The organism is Kocuria sp. CPCC 205235 (assembly GCF_040980905.1).
GTDB lineage: Bacteria > Actinomycetota > Actinomycetes > Actinomycetales > Micrococcaceae > Kocuria > Kocuria carniphila.
In genome coordinates, this window is the sequence record NZ_JAVKPR010000002.1 from 213,128 (window position 1) to 235,312 (window position 22,185).

The following is a 22,185-nucleotide window of genomic DNA, read 5'->3' on the forward strand; positions in this document are numbered from 1 at the left end:
AGAGTATGAGCGCAGATCATCGGGACCCACAGGCATCTCCGATCATCACGCCCACTATTTACGACGTCGCTCGGCACGCGGGCGTCGCACCCTCCACCGTTTCGCGCACCTTTGCACGCCCCGGCCGGGTTTCGTTCGATACCGCTCAGAAAGTTCGCGCGGCCGCCGAGGAACTGGGTTACCGCGTCAAGTCCGCCAACCGTGCGGGACTGGACGGCGAGCGCCGCACCAAGATGATTTCGTTAATGCTCGCGGACATCTCCAACCCCGTGTTCTTCGAGCTGATTCGCGGCGCGGAGGAAGCGGCGTCGGAGGCCGGGTATCTCGTGCTGCTGAACAACACGCACGAGGACGACCGCACGGAGCGGAACATTATCGAGCGCACTCTTCCCATGGTGGACGGTGTACTGCTGACGAGTTCTCGCATGTCCGATTCCGCGATCCGCATGATGGCCAAGCAGAAGCCCACGGTGGTGGCCAACCGGTCGGTGAACGGAGTGGCGTCCGTGGTGCCGGACAATGCCCGGGGAATGCGCCGAGCCGCCGAACATCTCGCTTTATGCGGGAGGCGGAATATTCTCTACGCCGCCGGCCCGGAAGCCTCCTGGTCGGACGGTATGCGGTGGCGGGCGCTGCGTGAATCCGCCCTGGAACTCGAGCTGAAAGTCCACCGCATGGGACCGTTCGAGCCCACCTCGGAGGGTGGTCGTAAGGCGGCCCAGCACTGGCTCGACCACCGCGTACCCGCTGTGGTCCTCTACAACGACCTGATGGCCATGGGGTTCCTGCGCGAGCTGCGCCGACACAACGTGCGGATCCCGCAGGACGTGGCCGTGGTGGGTTTCGACAACGTTCAGGAATTGGACCTGATCAGCCCGTCACTCAGTTCCGTTGCCGCACCCATGCATGCGATCGGTGCCAAGGCCGTGCAGAATCTCCTGGCCATGGTTCGAGGAGCCACGCACACGGCGTCGAAACCCGTGGTGGTGCCGTCCCGACTGGTCGTCCGCGAATCCAGCGCACTGCCCCTGCTGGGCGGCTGAAAAACTCAGCAACTCACGGCAACCCATTGCCCGAGCCGGTTTTCGCGGCTGGGATGGGGGTATGTCAACGTCGATAGCAGCCCACCCTGACCGATTGTTGCCGGCTGACCCGGGCACCCGGGACATCGCCCGTAACCTTCTGAAGCAGGTCGAGGACCTGCCGATCGTCTCTCCGCACGGGCACGTGGATGCCCGGATCATCGCGGACAACATCCCGTTCCCGGATCCCACGGAACTGCTCATCAGCCCGGACCACTACGTGACCCGGTTGCTGCACGCCAACGGCGTCAACCTCTCCGACCTCAATGTGGGCAAGAGCAACGGCGCCGACCCGCGTGAGGCATGGCGGATTTTCTGCCGCAACTGGCACCTCTACGACGGCACGGCCTCCGGCTACTGGCTGCGCTCCGAGTTCGTCAACGTGTTCGGCATCGACGACTCCAAGATCAATGAGGCCAACGCGGATGAGATCTATGACCAGCTCCAGAAGATCGTGGAACAACCCGATTTCCGCCCGCGCGAACTGTTCGAGAAGTTCAAGCTCGAGGTCATGGCCACCACGGACGACCCCCTGGACGATCTCTCCGCTCACGAGCAGATCGCTGCGGACAAGTCCTTCTCCGGTCGCGTGCTGCCCACTTTCCGCCCGGACGCCTACGTGAAGTTCCAAGGCGCCGGCTTCGAGGACAAGGCGCAAAAGCTCATCGACACCGCCGGCGACGGCCGCACCGGCTACGAGGGCTACATCCGCGCGATGGAGAACCGCCGCACGTACTTCATCGACCGCGGCGCCGTCTCTGCCGATCACGGCACGCTCAATGCCAACACCCTCAAGCTGGATCCGGCGGAAGCCGCCCGCTTGTTCGAGAAGGGCCTGCGCGGCGAAGCCACTGTCGAAGAGGCCAACGCGTTCGAGGCCCACATGACCTACCAGTTCGCGCGGATGTCCGTGGAGGACGGCATGGTCATGACCATTCACCCGGGTGTTTACCGCAACCACTCCCCCGAAACGTTCGACAAGTTCGGTGCGGACACCGGCCACGACATCCCCTTCGCCATGGAGTACACCCGTGGCCTGCAACCGTTGCTCGGGGATTTCGGCAATCGCGAGGACTTCCACTTCGTCCTGTTCACGATCGACGAGACCGTCTACTCCCGCGAGATCGCGCCGCTGGCCGGCTTCTACCCGTCCGTGTACGTGGGCGCGCCGTGGTGGTTCATCGACGAACCGGACGCCATGTTCCGTTGGCGTTCCGCGATCACCGGCACCGCGGGCTTCTCACGCTCGTCCGGGTTCATCGACGACACCCGTGCCTTCTGCTCCATCCCGGCCCGCCACGACGCCTCCCGCCGCGCCGAGGCCTCCTTCCTGGCCAAGTACGTGGCCGAACACCGCATCAGTGAGGACCGCGCCGCCGAGATCATCGTGGATATCGTCGACGCCGCTCCCAGAAGGGTTTTCAAGCTGTGACCACCTCGAACACCACCGAACCGCGCCCCTTCAACCGCACCACCGTGGACGCGCCGCGGGCCCCGCAGCCGCGCCTGGTCCACATTGGCATGGGTGCCTTCCACCGCGCGCACCAGCTCTGGTACACCCAGCATTCCGAGAACGACGCCGCTCGCCCCCAATGGAGCTATGCCTCCTTCTCGGGGCGTTCGGCAGATCTCGCCAACTCACTCGAAGCGCAGGACGGGCTCTACACCCTGGTGGAACGCGGTCCCGACAGTGACGAGTACGAGGTCATCAACGGCATCGTTGAGGCCCACCCCGCGGAGAACGTATCCCGGTTGTGGGAACTGCTGGCCGCACCCAGCACCGCGGTGCTCACCATTACCGTGACCGAGGCGGCCTACAACCTGGCCGAGGGCCTCGCGTTCGACGCCGCGCAGTCAGCGGTTGCCGAGGATCTCGCGTCTCTCAAGGCCGCATTCGCCGACGGCGCGTTCGGCCTGTCCGAGGCAGGCGTCCCGGCCACGATGGCCGGCAAGGTGGTCGTGGGACTGGCCGAGCGACGTCGTCAGAACGCCGGCGGCCTGGCCGTGGTCTCGTGCGACAACTTGTCCGCCAACGATGTGGCCGCGCACAACGCGATCCAGGGACTGGCCGCCGCCGTTGACCCGGAGCTAGGTGCTTGGGTCGAGGAAAACGTGTCCTTCGTGGCCACCTCGATCGACCGCATCACCCCGCGTACCGAGGATTCGGTGCTGGCGGACGTGGCTCGGGAAACCGGCTACACGGATCAGGTGCCCGTGGTGACCGAGCCGTTCCGTAGCTGGGTACTACAGGGCGAATTCCCCGCGGGCCGCCCGGACTGGGAGAAGGCCGGGGCGGAGTTCGTGGCGGACATCGAACCCTTCGAGCGACGCAAACTGTGGCTGCTCAACGGCTCGCACTCGCTCATGGCCTACGCCGGGCAGCTGCGCGGGCACGCGACCGTGGCCGAGGCCATCGGCGACCCCGTGTGCCGCGCGTGGGTTGAGGAATTCTGGGACGAAGCAGCCCAGCACCTCACTACGCCGGGACTCGACATCCCCGACTACCGCGACGCATTGCTGGACCGGTTCTCCAATCCGCGGATCGCGCACAACCTGGCGCAGATCGCGATGGACGGCTCCACCAAACTGCAGATGCGCGCCGTGCCGGTGCTCAAGGCCGAGCGTGAAGCCGGTCGTCCCGGAACCGCCGCGGCCCGCGCCATTGCGGCATGGCTCGCCTACCTCGACGGCCGCACGGAGGTGTCCGATGCCCGTTCCGAACTCGTGTTGGAGGCGAGCCAGAAGCCCGCGGATGAGCGAGTTCGCGCGCTCATTGCCGTACTGGATGCGGAACTCGCGCAGCAGGAGGACGTGGTGGATCAGATCAACGGATTGGTGAACGAGCTGCGTTGATCATTCGTTCTTACAGTCGACGCTGACCAGTGAAAGGTCGCACCGAGACGGCCCCGGCACGTGCCGGGGCCGTTTGGCTGTCGAGGCGACCGAGCGGCGTCGTCAAGCCACCAGGGGCGTGGCTCTGGCAACTCCCGGAAACCACGCGTGCTCCCCGGCCCCGCGGGTGGAAGCTGGGTGTAACCAAGGGTGAAAAACCCCTCGCTGACCTTTGAACCAGCGCCGCAGGGCGCGGATCGGCACACAGGCAAAGGAGCCTTAAATGTCAGTCCCAGCAACATCGCAAATACCGGCGATCAACAAACCGCACCTCAAGCCCAAGACCCTCTTCGGTTACGGCCTGGGCGACGCCGGATGCAACATCGCCTTCCAGATGACCGGCCTGTTCCTCTTGCTCTTCTACACCAACGTGGTGGGCATTCGTGCAGATCACGCGGGTGTGATCCTCATGATCGTGAAGGTCTGGGACGCGTTCGCGGACCTGTTCGCCGGTCGCATGGTGGACCGCACCATGACTCGCTGGGGCAAGTTCCGCCCGTTCCTGATCTGGTACTCGATCCCGCTGTTGCTCTCCAACCTGCTGTGCTTCTGGATCCCCGTGGACGGCTACGGTGCCAAGCTGGCGTGGGCCACCATCAGCTACGCGCTCATGGGTCTGCTCTACTCGATGGTCAACATTCCGTACGGCTCGCTGGCCGGCGCGATGAGCCAGAATCCCGTGGACCGTTCCCGTTTGGCCTCGGCCCGCATGGTCGGCTCCGGTGCGACCATTCTGCTGCTCTCCCTGTTCCTGGCACCGCGCATCAAGGGCGCAGAAAACCTGGCCGCGACCTTCCTGATCACCGCTGTGGCGTTCGTGATCATCGGTGCGCTGTTCTTCTTCACCACGTTCGCGACCTCCAAGGAAGTCGTGTACCGCGAGGTCGAACGTGTGACGCTCAAGGAAACCATTGCGACCGTTCGTCAGAACGGTCCGCTGATCCGCCTGTGCAGTTCGTCCCTCTTGTACCTGATCGCGCAGAACGTGATCGGTGCGCTGACCATTTACCTGTCCACCTACGTGCTGACCCGCTACTCAGAAGCCGGATGGGTGGCCACCATTTCCATCGTCATCACCACGGGCGCAGTGCTTTACGTGGGTCCGTTCGGCCCCACCGTGACCCGTGTGCTCGGTAAGAAGCGCGGCTTCATGTACGCGGCTGTTCTGGCAGCCGTTGGTGGCGTGTTGTTCTCCCTCAGCAACTTCCTCTGGTACTCCTTCGCACTGAGCCTGCTGGGCCTGTTCTTCATGGGCGTGGGCATGGGCATCCTCAACACCATGACCTGGGCCCTGGAAGCAGACACCGTGGAGTACGGCGAGTACAAGACCGGCATTCGCACCGAAGGTGCCACCTACTCTGCGTTCTCCTTCACCCGCAAGGTGGGCCAAGCAGTGGGCGTGGCCGTGGCCGGTTACATCCTGACGTGGAGCGGATTTGACGCAGCCAACACCGTTCAGTCCGAGGACACCGTTCGCGGTATGGCATTGGGCGCCGGACTGGTTCCTGCCGTGATCTTCCTGGGGGCCATGCTGATCATGGCTGCTTACCCCCTGACCGAAGCCAAGTTCAAGGACATCATGAAGTCCATCGAGGCCAACCGTCAGCTGCGTCATGAACAGTTGCAGCACGGTGACATCCCCAACTCCGTTCCCACCCGTGAGGACCGCGTGGGCCCCACCGCTCGCGACTCCCACCCCATGACCACCCAGTCCCCCGTTGTCCCGCCCAAGGATGACGACGCGCCGTCGGCCTAGAAACCGACGACAACCATTTGATTTCCGGAGAGGATAAATCCATGAAGATCACCTCGGCCAAGGTCATCGTGACCAGCCCCACCCGCAACTTCGTGACGCTGAAGATCACCACCGACGAGGGTATTACCGGCATCGGTGACGCCACCCTGAACGGCCGCGAGCTGTCTGTCGCCACGTACCTGTCCGACCACATCGTGCCGCTGTTGATCGACCGCGATCCCGCGAACATCGAGGACACCTGGCAGTTCCTCTACCGCTCCGGGTACTGGCGCCGCGGTCCTGTGACCATGGCGGCGATTGCCGCCGTGGACATGGCCCTGTGGGACATCAAGGGCAAAGTGGCCGGCATGCCGGTGTACCAGTTGCTCGGCGGCGCGTCCCGCCGCGGCCTGGCGACCTACGGGCACGCCTCCGGCCGCGACACCGAGGAGATCTTCGACTCGATCCGCTCCGAGCAGGAACACGGCTACACTGCCATTCGCGTGCAGTCCTCCGTCCCGGGCATCACCGCCCTGTACGGTGTGGCTGCCCAGTCGCAGTCCTCCGGCGAGCGCTACGACTACGAACCCGCTCAGCGCGCAGCCCTGCCCGCAGAGGAAGATTGGGACACCCGTGCGTACATGCGCCACATCCCCTCGGTCTTCGAGGCCGTGCGCAACGAGTTCGGCCCGGAGTTGCCGCTGCTCCACGATGGTCACCACCGCATGACGCCCATTCAGGCGGCCAAGCTCGGCAAGTCGCTGGAGCCCTACGATCTGTTCTGGCTCGAGGACTGCACCCCGGCCGAGAACCAGGACGCTCTGCGCCTGGTCCGCCAGCACACCACCCAGCCGCTGGCCATTGGCGAGGTCTTCAACACCATTTGGGACATCAAGGACCTGATTTCCGAGCAGCTCATCGACTACGTGCGTTGTGCCTCCACGCACTTCGGTGGCATCTCTCCGCTGAAGAAGGTCATGGATTACGCCGCGATGTACCAGGTCAAGTCCGGTTTCCATGGCCCCACGGATGTGTCCCCGGTGGGCTTCGCCGCCCAGATGCACGTGGGCATGGCCATCCACAACTTCGGCCTGCAGGAGTACATGCCGCACTCGGAGAAGACCAACCAGGTCTTCCTGCAGAACATGACGTTCGAGAACGGCCTGCTGCACCCCTCCGACACCCCGGGACTCGGCGTGGAGATCGACGAGGACGAGGCGGAGAAGTACGAATACGCCAACGCCTACCTGCCGTACAACCGCCTTGCCGACGGCACGGTCCACGACTGGTGAGCCCCGCCGTGACGTCGCTCAACAAGGTGGAACCGCTCGTGGTGGTCATGGGTGTGTCGGGGTCAGGCAAAACGACCATCGGAACCCTCGTAGCCCACGAGCTGGGAGTGGAGTTCATCGACGGTGACAGCCTGCACCCCATCGAGAACGTGCAGAAGATGGCCTCCGGCACCCCTCTCAACGATGACGACCGGTGGCCCTGGCTCGAGATCGTGGGCCGCACACTGCACGAGCGGGGTGAACAGCACGAGGGCATGGTGATCGCGTGCTCCGCGCTCAAGCGCAAGTACCGGGAACGGATCCGCTCGCAAGCGCCGTCGGCGTTGTTCCTGCACCTGGACGGGTCCGTGGCGGTGCTGACCCGGCGGATCGAGGGCCGCAGCGGGCACTTCATGCCGGCCACGCTGTTGCAGTCCCAGCTGGACACCCTCGAGCTGCTCGCGCAGGAGGAGGGCGGCTACAAGCTCGACATCGATCAGTCCGTGCCGGACATGGTGAACGAGGCGGTGACCAAGCTGCGGGCCATCGCGGCGGCGAACTCGTAGTCCACGCCTTCGCGGTAAGCATCCGAAGCGTCCCAGGGTGCTCGACAGGGCACCCCGGGACGCTTCTTCGATGCGCGTGCCCATCCGCGATCCGGGACGACGGCGCCGGGCCCGGCGCCGTCGTCAGCCTCGTCGGGTCGCCGGCATCGAACCGGTAGTCCCGCCCCTCACCCTCTGCGCAGCAGGACCGCGACCTCGTAGTGTCCGGTGTGGGGAAACATGTCCAGCAGTCGTGCTTCCACGGGCCGCAAGGACGGCATCCGGCCCAGGTCCCGCGCGAGCGTCGTGGCGTTGCACGACGAGTACACGACATGATCCACCGATGAGTTCTCGAGCCACGCGCACAGGGACGCTTCCAGCCCGCGGCGGGGCGGGTTGACGATCGCGAGCTCCGGGGTGCCGGGCAGATCCGCGGGGGTCGCGGCGGCGTCGTCGGCGAGGAAACGCACGGAGCCCGGACCCTCATCCGGTAGCCCCATGGCGCGGGCGGTGTCCCGGGCGGAGGCCACGGCCTCGGCGGAGATCTCGGTGCCCGCGACCTCGCGCGTGGGAGCGGCGACATGCAGCGCGAAACCCCCGACCCCGCAGTACAGGTCCCACACGCTCGCCGGGTCCACCGCGTCCACCCAGTCCGCGACCTGGCGGTACAGCTGCTCCGTGACCCGTGTGTTCGTCTGGAAGAACGAGCGCGGCCGGACTCGCAGGTCGATGCCGTTGACCGGCATGATCAGCTCGCCCTGCCGCGAGAGCAGGATCTCCTCGGCGCCCTCGATCACGGCCTTGTGCTCGGGCTGGATGTTCACGGAGAGCACGTCCGCGTGCGGCACGAGCTCGCGCAGCAGATCCGTGTTGTCCCGGATCTTGGCCAGCTGCCCGGTGCTGCGCAGGACGAACCGGATCATGAGCCGCCCGTCCGGGTTCCCCGTGACGATCAGGTGTTTGAGCTCGCCGCGCCGCTTGGCCACGTCGTACGGCAACAGCCGCACCCGCGCGATGAACTCGGCGAGCGCGTGGATCGCGCGCGTCACGGGTTCGGGGTAGAGCGGGCAGTCGCGCAGGTCGATCCCGCGGCCCCCGCGGTCCAGGATGCCTAGGGTCGGTGCGCCGACCTTCCCGGCCACGACCATCTTGGCCTTGTTGCGGAACCCCGCCTCCACGGACGCGACCGGCTCGAACCACCGCGGCCCACCGTGTGAGTCCACGAGGTCGCGCACGAGCTGTTGTTTGCGCGCGAGCTGCCGCGCGTAGGGTACCTCGATCACCGTGCAGGATCGGCACAGGTCCCGGTCGTAATATCCGCATTCCACCCGCTCGATTCTACGACGACGCCGCACGCGCCCCTTCCCCGCTCGGGCCGCCCACCCGCTGGCAATCCCGGCGGTATCGTGACAGCGTGGCACGGACACCGCCCCTTCCGCCCGAGGACCTGCCATGAGCACCCCACACCCCTCCCCCGCCGCGATGCGCGGCCGCAAGGACCCCGCACTGGACGTCCGCCCGGTGGACTACACCTCGTGGCGCCCTTCCGAGCGGCAAGGGGACGCGGACGCCGTCGGCGATGACTCCGAACCTCGGGCCGGAGCAGCGCCGGACGGGACGCCTCGGTCAGGTCCCGGGCCCCGAACAGTTCCCGGCGCGGGCGGCACCCGTGCTGTTCCTGCCGTGGGCGGGGCACCCAAACCGGGCCCCGGGCCGCGCACGGTCCCCGCCGGGGAACCCACCACGCCCATCGCGTCCGAAGCACCACGCGAGCTCACGGTGGACCCGCAGCTCGCAGAGTTCGTTCGCCTGTTGCGCGCGGGCATCACCCCCGACACCACTGCCCCCGAGCGTGCGTTCTACACCGTGGACTCCGATCTGTCGGGGGCCCCGGCGCTCGAGGTACCCGCGGACGGCGTCGTCGTACAGGGCGTGTGGGATGTGAGCGAGAGCGCGCTGCAAGCCGTCGTGGCGGACCCCGAGGACACCTGGACTGCGGACCTCGGGCGCACCGACTACTACGTGCGCGGCCGGCTGTGTGTGCAGGTGACCCGGGCGGAGCACCGCGTGGTGGGGATCTACCGCAGCGGGTGGGCGATCGCCCGGCGCCCGGACGAGACCTGGGCGGACACCCCCGACTCCCTCGACCACACCGGCGCGAAACCCGGGGGCAGCGGCACCCGCTATCCCACCAACCGCAGGGAACTGCTCGAACGGTTGCGCGGGGCGGGCTTCGAAGTCACCACGTCCGGGCCCACCCACGGGAAGATCACCCACCCGGACGTCCCCGGTAGGTTCCTGCCGTTCTCCTCGACACCGTCCTCGCAGCGCTATGGCCGCCACGTGACCACCGCGGTGAAGCGGGTCTTCGGGATCGACCTGCGGGACCCCGCGAAAACCCGGTAACTGCCCTAAGTACCCCCTAAAGGGAGGGCAGGCATTTCCCCTCGGGAACCCCGGAATCACGTGCCAAAGGCGTATGCTTTTGCACAGTTCACTCCGCCCGTCCCGGGGAAAATGGTTAGTCTGGGCAAAAGTTCGTCAGGGGGCAAGCGCGCCGAGGTTCTTGGGGAAGAACCGGACGCCCGCGGCGGAGACACGTATTACTTGGGGGATCATTCATGCTCACGTACTCGCAGCTGCGCCGTTCCAGGCCCGGCCACCGCTCACGCGTTCGCGAGGAGGACTCCGTACGCCACGGGTGGGTGCCTGCCGGGAACCGGTGGATCGCGGTGGACGTGCACGAACCCACGGCCACCGAGCGCGGCGAGACCGTCATCATCGTGGGGTCCCCGGGACGCGATCGCGTGACCCTGACCCGCAGCATGATCCACACGGCCCGGGCGCTGGCCGCTCACGGGTGGCGTGTGGTGCGCCTCGACTGGTCCGGGACCGGTCAGAGCCCCACCGCCGAGGAAGCCGTGGACGCCGGACTGTGGGTCGACGACCTGACCACCGTCCGCGATTGGGCGAGCTCCCACGGCCCCGTCCACGGGGTGGGCTTCAGCCTGGGCGGCACCGTGCTCGCCGCCACCGAGGATCATGGCTGGGCCTCCCGGCTGGTGCTGGCCCCCGTGTCCGGTAAGCAGTGGGTGCGCCACCAGAGCGCGCTGCGCCGCATGGGCGGGCCCGACCTACCGCCCCGCGTGAGCGAGGGCACGGAACTGATGAACCTGCAGCTGTCCTCGCACGGCGCGGCCGCGCTCAAGGCGCTTCCCGAGCCCGCGGACGGTCCCGATCGTCGGATCCGCATCCTGTCCGACGAAGAAGCAGGCGCACTCCCGATCAACGTGCACCCCCGCGCGGCTGCCGTCCCCGCCCGTCTGATCGCCACCGTGCGCACCGCGCTGGACGCCGCCCCGGCCGGGACGACGCCGGATGACACCGCTCGTCCCGGCGGGGACGGCCTGGTCCCCGAGCAAGAGATCACCGTGGACGTGGCCGGGACATCCGTGGTGCTGCGGCGCTCGACCAGCGGGGCCGCCCGACGCCCGGCCATCATCACCGAGCCGGTGACCCGCGACCACGACGCCCCCGGGCTGGCGTTCATCTCCCCGGGTTCGGAGGTCATGGAGGCCTCCGGCGGTCTGTGGCTGCGCACCGCGCTGCTCGCGTCCGCGCGCGGCGCCGTGTGCTTGCTTGCCGAACGCTCCGACACCGGCGAGCTCGTGCGCTCGGACATCACGCAGGACTCCAACCCGTACGCGCACCACACGCTCACCGAGTCCCGGGAACTCGTGATGCACCTGAGCGAACTCACGGACGGTCCGCTCCTGGGGGCGGGCATCTGTCTGGGCGCGTGGGGCCTGGTGGCCTCGGCCCACGAACTGCCCGCAACCGTGAGCGAACGACTCACGCTTATGGTCATCAACAACGTCGCGTGGCAGCGGGCACCGTGGCGCTACTGGCGCCAGGGCCTGCGCGGCGGCCCCCTGGCCCCTACCCTGCCCGGGCAGGATGAGGCGGCGGCAGCGCCGTCGTCCGCTCCCGCCGCCGACGACGCACCCGCCGGCTCCCGCTGGGATGCCGTCCTGGCCGGGCTCAACGCCTACGTGGGGACGACGGCGCGCACCGTGGTACGCGGCACCCGTCACCGCGCCCGCAACGCGTCACCTCGGGTCAATGCGCTCGCGGCCGGGGTGGGGGTCATCGACGTCCCGCAGCCCACGCTGCGCCGGCTCGCCAAGATCCCCGGACTCACGGTGGACGCGGTCTTCGGACCCGCCGATGCCAAGCACTGCGGGGTCACACCCCAGCGCCTGGGCCCGCGCAGCACGCTCACCGTCCTGGACCCGTTGGACCACTCGCTGTTCGCCACGGAATCGTGCCGCCGGATGGTGGATTACGTCCTGGCGTACGTGCCCGAGGTGTGAACCGCGGCGCGTACGGGACAGCGGGCCGATGACAGCCGCCGGCAAATGACTCAGGAGCCCCGCACGGGTGGCGTTACCAGCACGTGCGGGGCTCTCTCGTCGATACGGCTCATGGGGCCGTCATGAGGTGACGCTTCACCCGGCCCGTTGAGAGATCGTCGGCTACTCGGACTCGGCGCCCACCGGTACCGATGGGACGCCCAGCGCCCGCACCCGCGCGGCCGCACGGCCCTCGTCGGCGAGGGCTCCGCTGACCGGAACGTGCACCGTCTCACCCGGGAGTACATGGACGTAGCCGTCCTCGGCCACGGCCCCGCGGGGCAGGTCCAGGGCCACGAATCGCGCAAGTCCGAACGCCGTCACGGCCACCGACCACTCCCCCTGTTCCGTCCTGACCCAGTGAGCGTCGAGTCCCGGATCGGGTGCATCGTTGCGTCGCGGTCCGCCGGTCAGGTGGACGTCCCGGGCGAGCACGCGACCGGAGGGGTTCACGAGCTGGGCGGACACGGCGTCGTACTCCCGCTCGCCGAAACCGTACGCGTGGTCGAGGTCCCGGAACGTACCGTCCGCGAGGTCCGCGCGGATCACGGTCTCGCCGCGCGCGGGCACCGTGACCGGGATGTCGAGGGGTTGCTGGCAGCCGCCGTGCACCGTGGCCACGGTCAGTCGCAGTGTGGCCGTGAGCGGGGTCGGGCCGTCGTTCCAGACATGGACGGGTAGTCCGTCGCCGCCGGCGGGGAGGAAGGACACGGCCACGGGCGCGCACGCCCGGCGCATCCCGTACCACGCGGCGGTGGGCCGCCCGGAAGCATCCAGGACACCCCACCCGGGCCCCGCGGCCATGGACAGCGCCGAGAGCACGAGCGCTCCCCGGCACGGCGACTCCTCGCTACGCCACTGGGCGAAAGTCCGCTGGAACACGTGGGCGAGCGCGGCGCGCTCGTACTCGAGGCGCTCGACGTGACCCGTCCCTGCGCCGTCGGACGCGGGCTGCCCCGGGGTCGCCAGACCGGCGTCCGGATCGCTGTCCCGGTCCAGGAACAGTCGGTGGACATAGATCGCGGTGGTGTCCTCGAAGGTCCATTCCGCCCCCGGATCGTGGGCCACACCGGCGCGCCACGCGTCCGCGGAATCCCCATCGTCCAGCGGACCGTCCGTCCCGAATTGCTCCCGCACCGCGGCGGGTTCCGGCGGCACCGCGAAGGCCAGCGCCTCCGCAGCGAACCGCACCCCGCGGGTCACCGCGTCCTCGAGCGGTCGCCCGTAGGCCCCCACCCCGAAGTAGTGGGACACGCCATCGGCCGCGTCCGTGGGAGCGACGGTCGGCACCGACGACGACGCCCGCTCCCCCGAGGCCTCGCCCGTCTCGTACGCGTGCTGCGCGGCGTCCAGGTCCGCGTCCGAGCACGGAGAGGACGGGACGACCACCACGTCCGCATCGGCCTCCCCGACCGCGCGGGGAACGTCCCGCAGGACCACGTCCGTGCGCCACTGCTCGGCGGGCCGGCCCGCGAGCACGGGGGCCTGGATGACCTCGGTGCCCCCGGAGATCACGACCGTGGACGGATGAGAGGCCAACCGTGAGGCGAGGTATCGGACCTCGTGGCGCAGCCCGGCGCGCCACTCGGGATCGTCCGGCGGGTCCTGAGGCCCCAGGGCCACGTCTTGCCAGACCATGAGACCCAGCTCGTCGCACGCGCGGTGGAAGTCCTCGGTCTCGTAGCACGCCGTTCCCGGGACGCGGATCATGGTGCTGCCGCCCGCGTGCAGGCGTTCCAGCACGTCGCGGGTGCGCTGCGGGTCCGCGGCCACCTCGAAGGGGTCCGCACCGGCCCACACGGCACCCCTCGCGAACACGGGGACGTCATTGATCCGCAGGGCCAAACCGCGATGGTCCCGGTCCCGCGGTTCGGCACACACCGACCGGAACCCCACGGCGTACGTGCATTCCCCCTGCCCGGTGCGCACCCGCACCCGGTACAGCGGTTGCTCGCCCATCCCGTGCGGCCACCACAGCGCGGGGTCGGGCACGGCCACGTCCACGGTGAACGTTTCGCGCGATGTGGCATCGGACGCGGTCACGACGCACTCGGCGGTCACCGGCTGCGCGTCCACCTCATAGGGAGGCTCCACGGTGATGTGTACGGTTTCACGCGCATGTTCCACCGCAGCGCCGCGGGCCACCAAAACATCCGGGTCCGCTGAGCATCCGACGCACGCCAGCTCCGCGGCCGCGCCCGCGCTCCCGGCCGTGTCCGCGTAAAGATCCGGGGTCGTACCCGTGGTCGGGCCGAGTTCCACGGTCACGACGCCGCTACCGTCCTCCCCGACCCGCGTGCGCACCGCGCGCGGTACGAGTCCGAGCGAGGGGTGGGGAGTGTCGTCGTCGGCGGAAGAAGGAAGTGGGACAGCGCGCAGGCCGCCCCACGGACCCAGGACGGGCAGCGCACCGGGCCAGTCGATCGAGCCGATCAGCGGGGTGCGGCGCCACCGCAGGGAGCGGTCGGACACGAGCGGCGACAACCAGCGGGCGCGCGGCTTGCGCGGCACGCTCACAGACGCCAGGGGCAGGACCCGCAGGGCGATCTCACACGGCCCGGACGGCAGCTCCACGATCACGTCCCACGGTGCGAAGGCACTGTGGGACTCGTGCACGACCCGGTCCGCGACCAGCAGCTGCGCCACGGTGGCCACGCCCGTGGACATGAACCGGTGCTGACCACCGGCGGTGGTGACCCGGGTGCGGTACTCCCACACGGTGTCGGGACCGTCAGTGGCCAGCACGGTGGCCACGCGGTCCTCCCCGAGGGCGTCCCGCAGGGCACCGGACACCGTCCCCGGGACCCGCGCGGGAATCCCACGAGCGAGGGCATCGCCCGGGTCCTGCGACGGGTCGAGGCGCCGGAGCGTCCACGCGGCGTCGCGCACCCCGGTCACTCCCCCAGGCCCAGGGCCTCACGCACCGCGCGCATGCCCGCGGTGTGCCCGGCCACGAACGCCTCCGCGGACGACTCGATGCGCGGTGTCCTGCCCGAGGCCGCCCGGGCGAGCTTGAACTGCAGGGCCTTGGCGGCGCCGGCGGCGGCGTCGAACTGCTCGGCGGCCTCGATCAGCTGCTCCGCGTCCAAGTCGCTCGGCCACTCCTGCGCACCGCGGGACAGGTACCGGCACGCGTGGGCGGCGAGCCCGGACGTGAGACCGGCCTGGCGCGTCGTCGCGAACGAGTACTGGTGGAAGTACTCCATACCCCGCTCGGCGAGCACCGGGACGTGCTCCCGGATCGCGGCCACGAGCCGGTCGGCCGCCGGATCGGGGTGCGCGGTATTGCCCGTCCCGGCGTCCGGGGCGCGGCGCACGTGCCCCCGCGCGGTCTCGACGGCGCGCTGCCACAGCGCCTCGGGCGCCAGGGACCGGATGCCGTCCAGGCGCACGAGTTCCACGTACGGGTACGGGACCCACCCGGAACCCACACCCGTGCCCAGCGCGTTGTCGAGGTCCTCCCCGTGCAGCACGTGGACACCGTCGTTGTGCAGGTAGACGAGTTCCCCCGCGACCGGATCCAGGCGCAACGGCACGATGGACGTCTTGGTATGGGCCCGCCCGTAGGACACGCCCTCGGTGTCCGGGAGGTGGTAGGCGTCCACCTCCACGATCAGGGCGTCCCCGCGGGACATCACCAGCTGCACGTGTTCGGCCAGGGGCCGCCACGTGTCATACTCCCCTACCGTGAGGCCGTAGAGCGTCTCGAGGTCCTCCTGCCGGGGCTTGAGGAACTCCCACTGGTCCCCCAGGAAGTCCGCGCTGAACGCGGCCCCGAGCATGGGCAGCGGGTCCAACCCGAGGGTCGCGGTGAGACCGATCCACACGTCCATGTAGCAGTTCGTGGGTGACCACGGTTCCGCCGGGTCGTGCAGGACGGAGCGCGGTGCGTTCGCCACGGTGAGCGACTCGCACCCGCGCACGGCCAGGACCTCGTGGCCGAAGGGCTCCCGCACGGACGCGGTACCCGCCGACCCACCGTGGTTCACGGTCACGGCGGTCATGGCAACCCCAGTTCCTGACGCACGGTCGCGGGCCACGCGGCGGTGTCGAAACCGTGGCGCATGGCCAGGGCCAGGGCCACCCGCTCCAGACCGAAGCCGAAGCACGCGGAGTGGGCCACGGCACCGTCGGCGGTGTGCATGCTGAAAGCCTCGCCGAAGTGGTCCTCGTGCAGGTTCGCCGAGGCGATCGCCGTGGGGTGGCCCGGGTAGACCTCCGTGAGGATCTCGAACTTCAGCTGCGCCTCACGCTGACCCGCGCTGAGCAACTTGCCCGCGCGGCCGAAGAACGGGTCGTTGGCGGTGTCCGCCTGGACCTCGAGCCCCAGGGAGCTCAGCAGGTTGGTCCCCGCCTCGAGCCACTTCTCGCGGTGCTCCCGGGCCTCCTGCGGCGTGCCCAGGCAGACCGCCTCGAACATCCGGAAGGTCACGAAACGCATGGGGTCCGGGCTGGGCTCGTGGCGGTAACACTCGCCCACGAGCTCGAACACCGAGCCGTCCACCTGCGAGCCCTCAAGGTACGCGTACAAGGGGTGGCACACCGCGGGGACCAGCGCGTGGCCGGCCGGGGTGAGCTGGGCGGACCAGTCACCGTGCTCCTCGTACGTGGCGAGCAGCTTACGGTGGGCCTTGTTGTCGCCCTCGAACGCGGAGATGGTCCCGAGTAGTTGCGGGAAGGACGCGACGTAGTCGGTGCGCTCGAGCAACCGGGTCCCGTTGACCGGTGGGAAGCGCAACCGGCGCGTGCCGGCGTCCGGGGACAGCCGCGCCGCGACCTTGCGGGCCGCGGCGGCGATGCCCTGCACGACGTCCTCGGCCTGCGGACCGAGCCCGGTCACGCCGTTCCCGAGGGTGGGCAGGAACCAGCCGTGGGCCTCGAGGCCCTCGCGGAAGGTGTCCTGCAGCTGGGAGAGGTCCTGTGTGGTGTCCGTGGCGCTCATCGTTGCCCCCTGGAAACGAGTTGGAGTGTGGCGGTGTGGAGCAGGATGCGGTCGTTGTTGACCATGACCGAGGGCCCGATGCTGTCCCGGTACAACCGGGCCAGGCTCACGGGCGAACGATTGGCGAAAGCGGTGATGCCCACGATCACCATGGCGTCCCCCACGATCCGGCGCACTGCTTCCGCGCCCGAGACCTTGAGGGTGTTCATGGCGATCGCGAACTGCATGGACTCGGTCACGGCCGGATCGTCCCACGCGGCCTCGTAGCGGGCCACGCTCGCACGCACCACGTCCGTCATGGACTGCAGCTGCACCTCGAGTTCCGCGAGTCGCAGCGCGGACGGCGGTGTGGTCCCCGGGGTCTTACGCGCGGCCTTCTGCACCACGGACCGGGCGGTGAGCCCGGCCTGGGTAGCCATGCCCAACCACGCGGAGGCCCACAGGCAGTGGGCCGCCGGGAGCATGGTCTGCGCGGAGATCGTCTCGAACAGCACCGTGAACATGGCGTCCGCGGGCGTGGTGGCGTCCAGCTCGAAGGACTCGGAGCACGTGCCCCGCATCCCCAGGGCGTCCCAGCCACGCTGGCGGTCCAGCTGCAGGTTCTCGGCCTCGACCACCAACAGCACCTGGTCGCTCGACGCCGCGTCCTCGCTGCGCCGCGCGGTTACCAGGATCGCGTCCGCGTACGCACCGTAGGAGATCACGGGGCAGCTCTTGTGCAGGGCCACCCGGCCGTCCTCGATCGGGCGCACGGCGCACGTGGAATTGCGGGTGTCCCCGCCGATCTGGGCCTCGGTCGTGGCGGAGGCCAACAACAGCCCCTCGGCGGCCACACGGCGGGTGTAGTCCCGCAGGAAGTCGGTGTCCGCGTGGCGGGTGAGGCACAGCACCTGGGAGTGGTGCATGGCCAGGATCATGGCCGTGGAGGTGCACTCCCGACCCACGCGCTCGAGCATCCGGCACAGCTCGGTGATGCTGTAGCCCAGCCCGCCGTCCGCCTCCGGGATCGGCGCGGCCAACAGGCCCTGGGCGCGGGCCTCCTCGATGGCCTCCCGCGGGAACCGGGACTCCGAGTCCACCGCGTCCGCGAACTCGCGCGCCACGGCGGCCACGGCCTCCGCGCGCGCGGCGACCCGCTCGGCCCGGTCGGTGTCCTCGGCACCTCGCTGCGGGGTGTCGGTCAATACTGCATGATCAGTCATTGTTGATCGCCTCCACGGCCTCGGTGATGGAGTTGATGGACGTGAACGTGGCCTTGGTCAGGCGCTCCTCGGGAAACTCGATGTCGAACTCGTCCTCCAGGCCCAGCATCACGTTCACGGACGCGTGGGAGGTCATGCCTGCGCGGTACAGGTCCGCATCCGCGGCGATCGTCCCGGCGTCCTCGGACAGCTTCCCGTGCTGGCCCAGCACGGAGCGGACGGTGGTCTCGATGGCGGTGGAATCCATGGGGTGAACCTCTTTCGGTTGATGTGGTGGTTTTCGATGTCCGCGCCCCGGGTACCGGTCGGCGCGGTGGTCTGGCCTCCGGTCAGGGCTGGGGTGAGCGGATGGCCAGGGCCACGGCCATCGCGAAGCCTCCGTCGTGGGACGTGCTCACGCTCCACGCCCCGAGTCCGGCGCCGCGGGCCAGGCGGGCGGCCGTGCCCCGCAGTTCCACGCGAGGGGCACCGTGGGCGTCCGAGCGGATCATGATCTGGGGCCAGGCCACGGCGTCGTCGGCGCTCGGGCGCAAGACCTTCAGCACGGCCTCCTTGGCCGCGAAGCGCCCCGCCACGGACTCCGCCGCGAGCGGGCGTCCGTCCGGACGCGTGAGGTCGGCGATCTCCTCGGGCGCGAACAGTGCCCGCAGGTACCGCTGCCCGCGCTGCGCGAGCGCTTCGGCCACGGGCGCGACCTCCTGCAGGTCGCAGCCCACGCGGGGTACGCCCACGACACCGTCCCCGGCCTCGGTCCCGCGTGTCACGGCCACGGGCGCGCTCGTCATGACGAACTCCGTGAGGTCACGTCCTCGAATGCCGAGGGCACCGACGGCTGGGGCGAGGTGCGCTTCACGCCCACCCGATCGGCCCAGCGCCCGAGGGCGACCGTGGCCGCGGGGGTCCAGCACGGGAACTCGTGGCCGCCGTTGCACTGGCCCGCCTGGCCGTACTCGGTGTACTGGTAATCCACTCCCTGTGACTCGAGCTCGCGCGCCATGGTCACCGTGGTGTCCTTCAGAGCGGGTTCGATGTCCCCCTCCTGGCCGTTGCCCCGACCGGCGAAGAGTTGCACGTGGACATTCTTGAGCTCCCCGCTCCGGACCGCGGGATCGTTCGCACGCCACTGTTCCTCGGTCGTGACCGAGCCGTTGCCGAACACCGAATCGGTGCGGCCCGTGGCCTCCTGGGATCCCGTGGCGATCGTCTGCTTGGCCTCATCCGAGGACAGGTCCAGCAACCCGGACAGGCTCACGGCCTCCCCGAAGAGATCGGGACGTTGCTCGGCGTAGCGCATGGCGCCGTACCCGCCCATCGAGTTGCCGATGATCACGCGGTGCTCGCGGTCCGCCCTGGTGGACAGGTGCTGATCCACCCACGGGACCACCTGGTCCAGGTGGAATGTCTCCCAGTTCTGCGTGAGTTCCTCCTGGGACGCCCAGTCCGAGTACCAGCCCACCTTGCCCCCGCTCACGATGACAGTGATCACGGGCAGACCCTGGGTGAGCTGCTCGGCCTGACCCGCCTCGTACCACTGCAGGGCAGGGGCCTCCGTGGCACCGCTGCCCGGGAGGAGATACACCACCGGGTACTTCTTCGCGGGGTCGTAGTCCTGCGGGGTGATCACCACCACCGAGTTGCGCCCGCCCGGGGCCTCGGCAGAGACCTGGTCCGTGCTCACCGCGAGTTCCGCGGCCCGCTCCGAGAGCCCCCGCGCACCCGTCACGGTGATCCCGTGGGACGGTTGCGTGAGTTGCTGCGGGTCCGCGAAACCCACCTGGGACAGCGCGGCGTCGTCGAAACCCAGGCTCTCACCGGAGGAGGACGGCGCGTGGTCGCCGGACCCGCCGGCCGCGCAGCCGCTCAGCAGCACGGCCGTGAGGGCGCACCCGGCGAGCGCGCGGGCGCTGCGTGTTCTCAGACGGCGCACGGGACGACCTCCTCGGCGGGTGAGGGGCTCAGGCCCAGGGCGGCGTCCACGATCTCGAGGGCCGTGAGGCGTGAGGCGTGGGCCTGGAGGGAGTGGTCCAGGGCGGGCACGTGGGCCACCCTGATCCGGCGGCCCTGGCGCTGCAACCGGGCCAGGCCCTCCTCCCCGCGTTCCTGCTGGAAGAGCAGACCGTCCTCCGGCCCGAAGTAGAACGTGACCTCGGCGCCCCGGGACGCGTACTCCATGACCACCTCGGGAACGTTGGGGATGTTGCGCCGGCCCAGCACGAGCCACGCGATGTACGGCATGCGGCGGCGCACCCGGTCCTTGGCGCGCGTGCGCCAGCTCGTGGTGACCTCCACGTCGCTCATGGTGCGCAGCTGTTCCAGCACGGCGTCCACGTCCCAGTTGCGATAGAGCTTGTCGTAGTAGCTCTCCGCCGCGCGCCACGCCACGTTGTTGAGCACCACGCGGGTGGTCATGGCGCTCGTGGGCGGGGCCATGGCGACCAGCCAGCCGCCCACGCACAGCCCCACCCCGGTGACTTTCTCCCCGGTGCGCTCGGCCAGCCACGCGGCACCCAGGTCCAGGTCCGCCACGCCCTGCCCCGTGTAGGGGTTGATGTCCTTGACCTCGTCCAGGCCAGCGGCGTCACCGCAGTGGTGACGCTCGATGCGCAGCGCGGGGACACCGCGCGCGGCGAGTCGGCGTGCCTGCACGGTCCACAGTCCCGTGGGCCCGTCCTTGGGGTCCGCGGACGGCGGTGCGAGCACCACCGCGCCGGCCCCGGTGCCGTCGCGGCCCACGGGGTGGGTGTAGGAGGCCGGCAAGTGGTCCGGGCCCAGCTCCAGCAGGTCCTCCTGGACCTCCGCGCCGAACTCCGCCACATGGAAGCACGCGGTCGTCGTCGGACGCCAGCCGCTCACGTCCACCCAGTCCTCCCTGTGGGACGTGGTGGGGACGGAATCGTCCAGTCGACCCACGAGGGCGGCGATCGCCTCCGGACTCGCCTTCGCGTAGATCGCGGCCACGCCGTATAACTTCTTGGCGATGCGCCGGTCCTCCTCGCGCACCGTGATCAGACCCGGGGTCTTGATCTTGCGGGGATCCGGTAGGGCGCGGATGGCCGCGGCTTCGGCGTCGGTGAAGTGTGCGCCGCCGATCTCCACGCCATCGGGGACCTCGGGCGGCAGGATCAACCCGCTCGTGCGCCGCAGGCCCGTGTACTGGCGCATGTAGACGGCGCCCGAGACCGGTTCCCACAGCACGCGCCGATCGAACGGCAGGGGTGAGGTCGCGAGCACACCCGCACCGATGCGCAGCCCGATCCCGTGCACGGGCAGAGCAGGTCCTACGAGCTCCCGCGCGGCACGGTGGGCCACCGCAAGGTCCTCGTGCCACACCTCGAGCGGGTTGCTCAGGGCCGGACGCGCACCGGATTCGGAGGTCCCGCTCCACGCCAGGCGGATCACGAGCCACCCGGATTCCGCGGCGCGCGCGGCCACGAGGCGCATGCTGCGGTGACTCACGACCTCCTCGCGCGCCAAGGCCGGCGCCACGATCACGGCGCCGCGCACACGATCGTCCGCGGGGCCGTGGACCCACGCGTGGATGGTGTGGTCGTGGTCCGTCAAGAAAGTTGCCTGCCCGGCAATACGCATGAAATCTCCCCCAGTTCTGCTCCGGTGCGCCTCAGCCGCGCCCCTTCGCACGTCCCCCGTGGCGATGGGGTGCCCTCTCGAAGACCGGGCCCCACCCCGAAGTGCGGATCGATGCCCCGAACTCCGCGTCGCTTCGGCGTTCCCCCGCGGGAGTCGTGCATGTTTGCACTCATAAAGCATAGCCAGGGAGACGCCGGTCGTGACCGAGATTACCGTCCCCTAATGTGTGGTTTTACATCAAGATCACTGTTTTTCGCGCTCCCACCTGAGGCGATACCGACGTGTACCTATATGAGCCCACACAGAATTGTCACCACTGTGGTGTTAGGTGCTTGTGCACACGATTATGATGGCAAACGTCGGGACACGCGGGATTCGTGTTTCGGCGACATTCACCGCTCCCGGTGGGACAGCCATGAGGCATCGCTGCACCACGTGGCGCGGAGGCGGACTGGGGAAGTCCGCCCATTCGGGAAAAGCGGCAGCGGCTGAGCTGCTCCGCTTTTCATGGGGGAG

At 69.1% G+C, this 22,185-nt stretch carries 17 protein-coding genes; 8 read left to right on the forward strand and 9 right to left on the reverse strand.

The window, feature by feature from the left end; translation table 11 throughout:
- Nucleotides 1–5: 5 nt before the first annotated feature.
- From RF638_RS02480 to RF638_RS02505, 6 genes are all read left to right on the forward strand, one after another.
- On the forward strand, nucleotides 6–1,043 hold the full coding sequence (locus RF638_RS02480) for a LacI family DNA-binding transcriptional regulator (protein ID WP_368841373.1): 1,038 nt from the start codon (nucleotides 6–8) through the stop codon (nucleotides 1,041–1,043).
- A 61-nt stretch (nucleotides 1,044–1,104) separates the two neighbouring features.
- Nucleotides 1,105–2,514, forward strand: coding sequence for a glucuronate isomerase (gene uxaC / locus RF638_RS02485; RefSeq protein ID WP_368841374.1), 1,410 nt, complete (start codon nucleotides 1,105–1,107; stop codon nucleotides 2,512–2,514).
- On the forward strand, nucleotides 2,511–3,935 hold the full coding sequence (locus RF638_RS02490) for a mannitol dehydrogenase family protein (protein ID WP_368841375.1): 1,425 nt from the start codon (nucleotides 2,511–2,513) through the stop codon (nucleotides 3,933–3,935). The genes uxaC and RF638_RS02490 overlap by 4 nt, the downstream gene beginning before the upstream one ends.
- Nucleotides 3,936–4,197: 262 nt before the next feature.
- Nucleotides 4,198–5,730 (forward strand): glycoside-pentoside-hexuronide (GPH):cation symporter, encoded by a 1,533-nt coding sequence (locus tag RF638_RS02495; RefSeq protein WP_344223607.1) that lies wholly within the window; start codon nucleotides 4,198–4,200, stop codon nucleotides 5,728–5,730.
- Nucleotides 5,731–5,771: 41 nt separating this feature from the next.
- A complete protein-coding gene (manD, locus tag RF638_RS02500) occupies nucleotides 5,772–7,001 on the forward strand; it encodes a D-mannonate dehydratase ManD (RefSeq protein WP_344223606.1) in 1,230 nt (409 codons plus the stop codon).
- On the forward strand, nucleotides 6,998–7,546 hold the full coding sequence (locus RF638_RS02505; RefSeq protein ID WP_368841376.1) for a gluconokinase: 549 nt from the start codon (nucleotides 6,998–7,000) through the stop codon (nucleotides 7,544–7,546). Before manD ends, RF638_RS02505 begins: the two co-directional genes overlap by 4 nt.
- Before the next feature lie 167 nt (nucleotides 7,547–7,713).
- Here the strand turns inward: RF638_RS02505 and rlmC are convergent, their stop codons facing one another.
- Nucleotides 7,714–8,853, reverse strand: a complete 1,140-nt coding sequence (gene rlmC, locus RF638_RS02510; RefSeq protein ID WP_368841377.1) for a 23S rRNA (uracil(747)-C(5))-methyltransferase RlmC — start codon at nucleotides 8,851–8,853, stop codon at nucleotides 7,714–7,716.
- A 124-nt stretch (nucleotides 8,854–8,977) separates the two neighbouring features.
- Between rlmC and RF638_RS02515 the strand changes: the two genes are divergently transcribed.
- Nucleotides 8,978–9,931, forward strand: a complete 954-nt coding sequence (locus tag RF638_RS02515) for a hypothetical protein (protein ID WP_368841378.1) — start codon at nucleotides 8,978–8,980, stop codon at nucleotides 9,929–9,931.
- A gap of 215 nt (nucleotides 9,932–10,146) precedes the next feature.
- Nucleotides 10,147–11,898, forward strand: a complete 1,752-nt coding sequence (locus RF638_RS02520) for an alpha/beta hydrolase (RefSeq protein ID WP_129699745.1) — start codon at nucleotides 10,147–10,149, stop codon at nucleotides 11,896–11,898.
- Between the two features lie 162 nt (nucleotides 11,899–12,060).
- On the opposite strand, the gene RF638_RS02525 is transcribed toward RF638_RS02520, so the two are convergent.
- The 8 genes from RF638_RS02525 to RF638_RS02560 all read right to left on the reverse strand — a co-directional run bounded on the left by RF638_RS02525 (nucleotide 12,061) and on the right by RF638_RS02560 (nucleotide 21,669).
- A complete protein-coding gene (locus tag RF638_RS02525; protein WP_238663033.1) occupies nucleotides 12,061–14,826 on the reverse strand; it encodes a glycoside hydrolase family 2 protein in 2,766 nt (921 codons plus the stop codon).
- A gap of 5 nt (nucleotides 14,827–14,831) precedes the next feature.
- Entirely contained in the window at nucleotides 14,832–15,941 is a 1,110-nt protein-coding gene (locus RF638_RS02530; protein WP_129699749.1) for a DUF1839 family protein, read from the reverse strand.
- Nucleotides 15,938–16,879 (reverse strand): hypothetical protein, encoded by a 942-nt coding sequence (locus RF638_RS02535; RefSeq protein ID WP_368841379.1) that lies wholly within the window; start codon nucleotides 16,877–16,879, stop codon nucleotides 15,938–15,940. The genes RF638_RS02530 and RF638_RS02535 overlap by 4 nt, the downstream gene beginning before the upstream one ends.
- Nucleotides 16,876–18,081 (reverse strand): acyl-CoA dehydrogenase family protein, encoded by a 1,206-nt coding sequence (locus RF638_RS02540; RefSeq protein ID WP_098053639.1) that lies wholly within the window; start codon nucleotides 18,079–18,081, stop codon nucleotides 16,876–16,878. The genes RF638_RS02535 and RF638_RS02540 overlap by 4 nt, the downstream gene beginning before the upstream one ends.
- Nucleotides 18,074–18,328 (reverse strand): acyl carrier protein, encoded by a 255-nt coding sequence (locus tag RF638_RS02545; protein WP_064845610.1) that lies wholly within the window; start codon nucleotides 18,326–18,328, stop codon nucleotides 18,074–18,076. The genes RF638_RS02540 and RF638_RS02545 overlap by 8 nt, the downstream gene beginning before the upstream one ends.
- Before the next feature lie 82 nt (nucleotides 18,329–18,410).
- On the reverse strand, nucleotides 18,411–18,866 hold the full coding sequence (locus RF638_RS02550; protein ID WP_129699753.1) for a holo-ACP synthase: 456 nt from the start codon (nucleotides 18,864–18,866) through the stop codon (nucleotides 18,411–18,413).
- Nucleotides 18,863–20,008 carry an alpha/beta fold hydrolase gene (locus tag RF638_RS02555; protein WP_098053641.1) on the reverse strand — a complete coding sequence of 382 codons (1,146 nt, stop codon included), beginning with the start codon at nucleotides 20,006–20,008 and terminating at the stop codon, nucleotides 18,863–18,865. Before RF638_RS02555 ends, RF638_RS02550 begins: the two co-directional genes overlap by 4 nt.
- The gene (locus RF638_RS02560; RefSeq protein WP_368841380.1) at nucleotides 19,996–21,669 is read right to left on the reverse strand and encodes a hypothetical protein; all 1,674 of its coding nucleotides are present in this window, start codon (nucleotides 21,667–21,669) and stop codon (nucleotides 19,996–19,998) included. Before RF638_RS02560 ends, RF638_RS02555 begins: the two co-directional genes overlap by 13 nt.
- Between the last annotated feature and the right edge of the window lie 516 nt (nucleotides 21,670–22,185).

What these genes read in the sequence shown, in the direction of transcription:
- RF638_RS02480 (WP_368841373.1), top strand. Translation starts at nt 6, where the DNA reads ATGAGCGCAGATCATCGGGACCCACAGGCATCTCCGATCATCACGCCC.
- uxaC (WP_368841374.1), top strand. Translation starts at nt 1,105, where the DNA reads ATGTCAACGTCGATAGCAGCCCACCCTGACCGATTGTTGCCGGCTGAC.
- RF638_RS02495 (WP_344223607.1), top strand. Translation starts at nt 4,198, where the DNA reads ATGTCAGTCCCAGCAACATCGCAAATACCGGCGATCAACAAACCGCAC.
- manD (WP_344223606.1), top strand. Translation starts at nt 5,772, where the DNA reads ATGAAGATCACCTCGGCCAAGGTCATCGTGACCAGCCCCACCCGCAAC.
- RF638_RS02515 (WP_368841378.1), top strand. Translation starts at nt 8,978, where the DNA reads ATGAGCACCCCACACCCCTCCCCCGCCGCGATGCGCGGCCGCAAGGAC.
- RF638_RS02520 (WP_129699745.1), top strand. Translation starts at nt 10,147, where the DNA reads ATGCTCACGTACTCGCAGCTGCGCCGTTCCAGGCCCGGCCACCGCTCA.
- RF638_RS02530 (WP_129699749.1), bottom strand. Translation starts at nt 15,941, where the DNA reads ATGACCGCCGTGACCGTGAACCACGGTGGGTCGGCGGGTACCGCGTCC.
- RF638_RS02535 (WP_368841379.1), bottom strand. Translation starts at nt 16,879, where the DNA reads ATGAGCGCCACGGACACCACACAGGACCTCTCCCAGCTGCAGGACACC.
- RF638_RS02540 (WP_098053639.1), bottom strand. Translation starts at nt 18,081, where the DNA reads ATGACTGATCATGCAGTATTGACCGACACCCCGCAGCGAGGTGCCGAG.
- RF638_RS02545 (WP_064845610.1), bottom strand. Translation starts at nt 18,328, where the DNA reads ATGGATTCCACCGCCATCGAGACCACCGTCCGCTCCGTGCTGGGCCAG.
- RF638_RS02550 (WP_129699753.1), bottom strand. Translation starts at nt 18,866, where the DNA reads ATGACGAGCGCGCCCGTGGCCGTGACACGCGGGACCGAGGCCGGGGAC.
- RF638_RS02560 (WP_368841380.1), bottom strand. Translation starts at nt 21,669, where the DNA reads ATGCGTATTGCCGGGCAGGCAACTTTCTTGACGGACCACGACCACACC.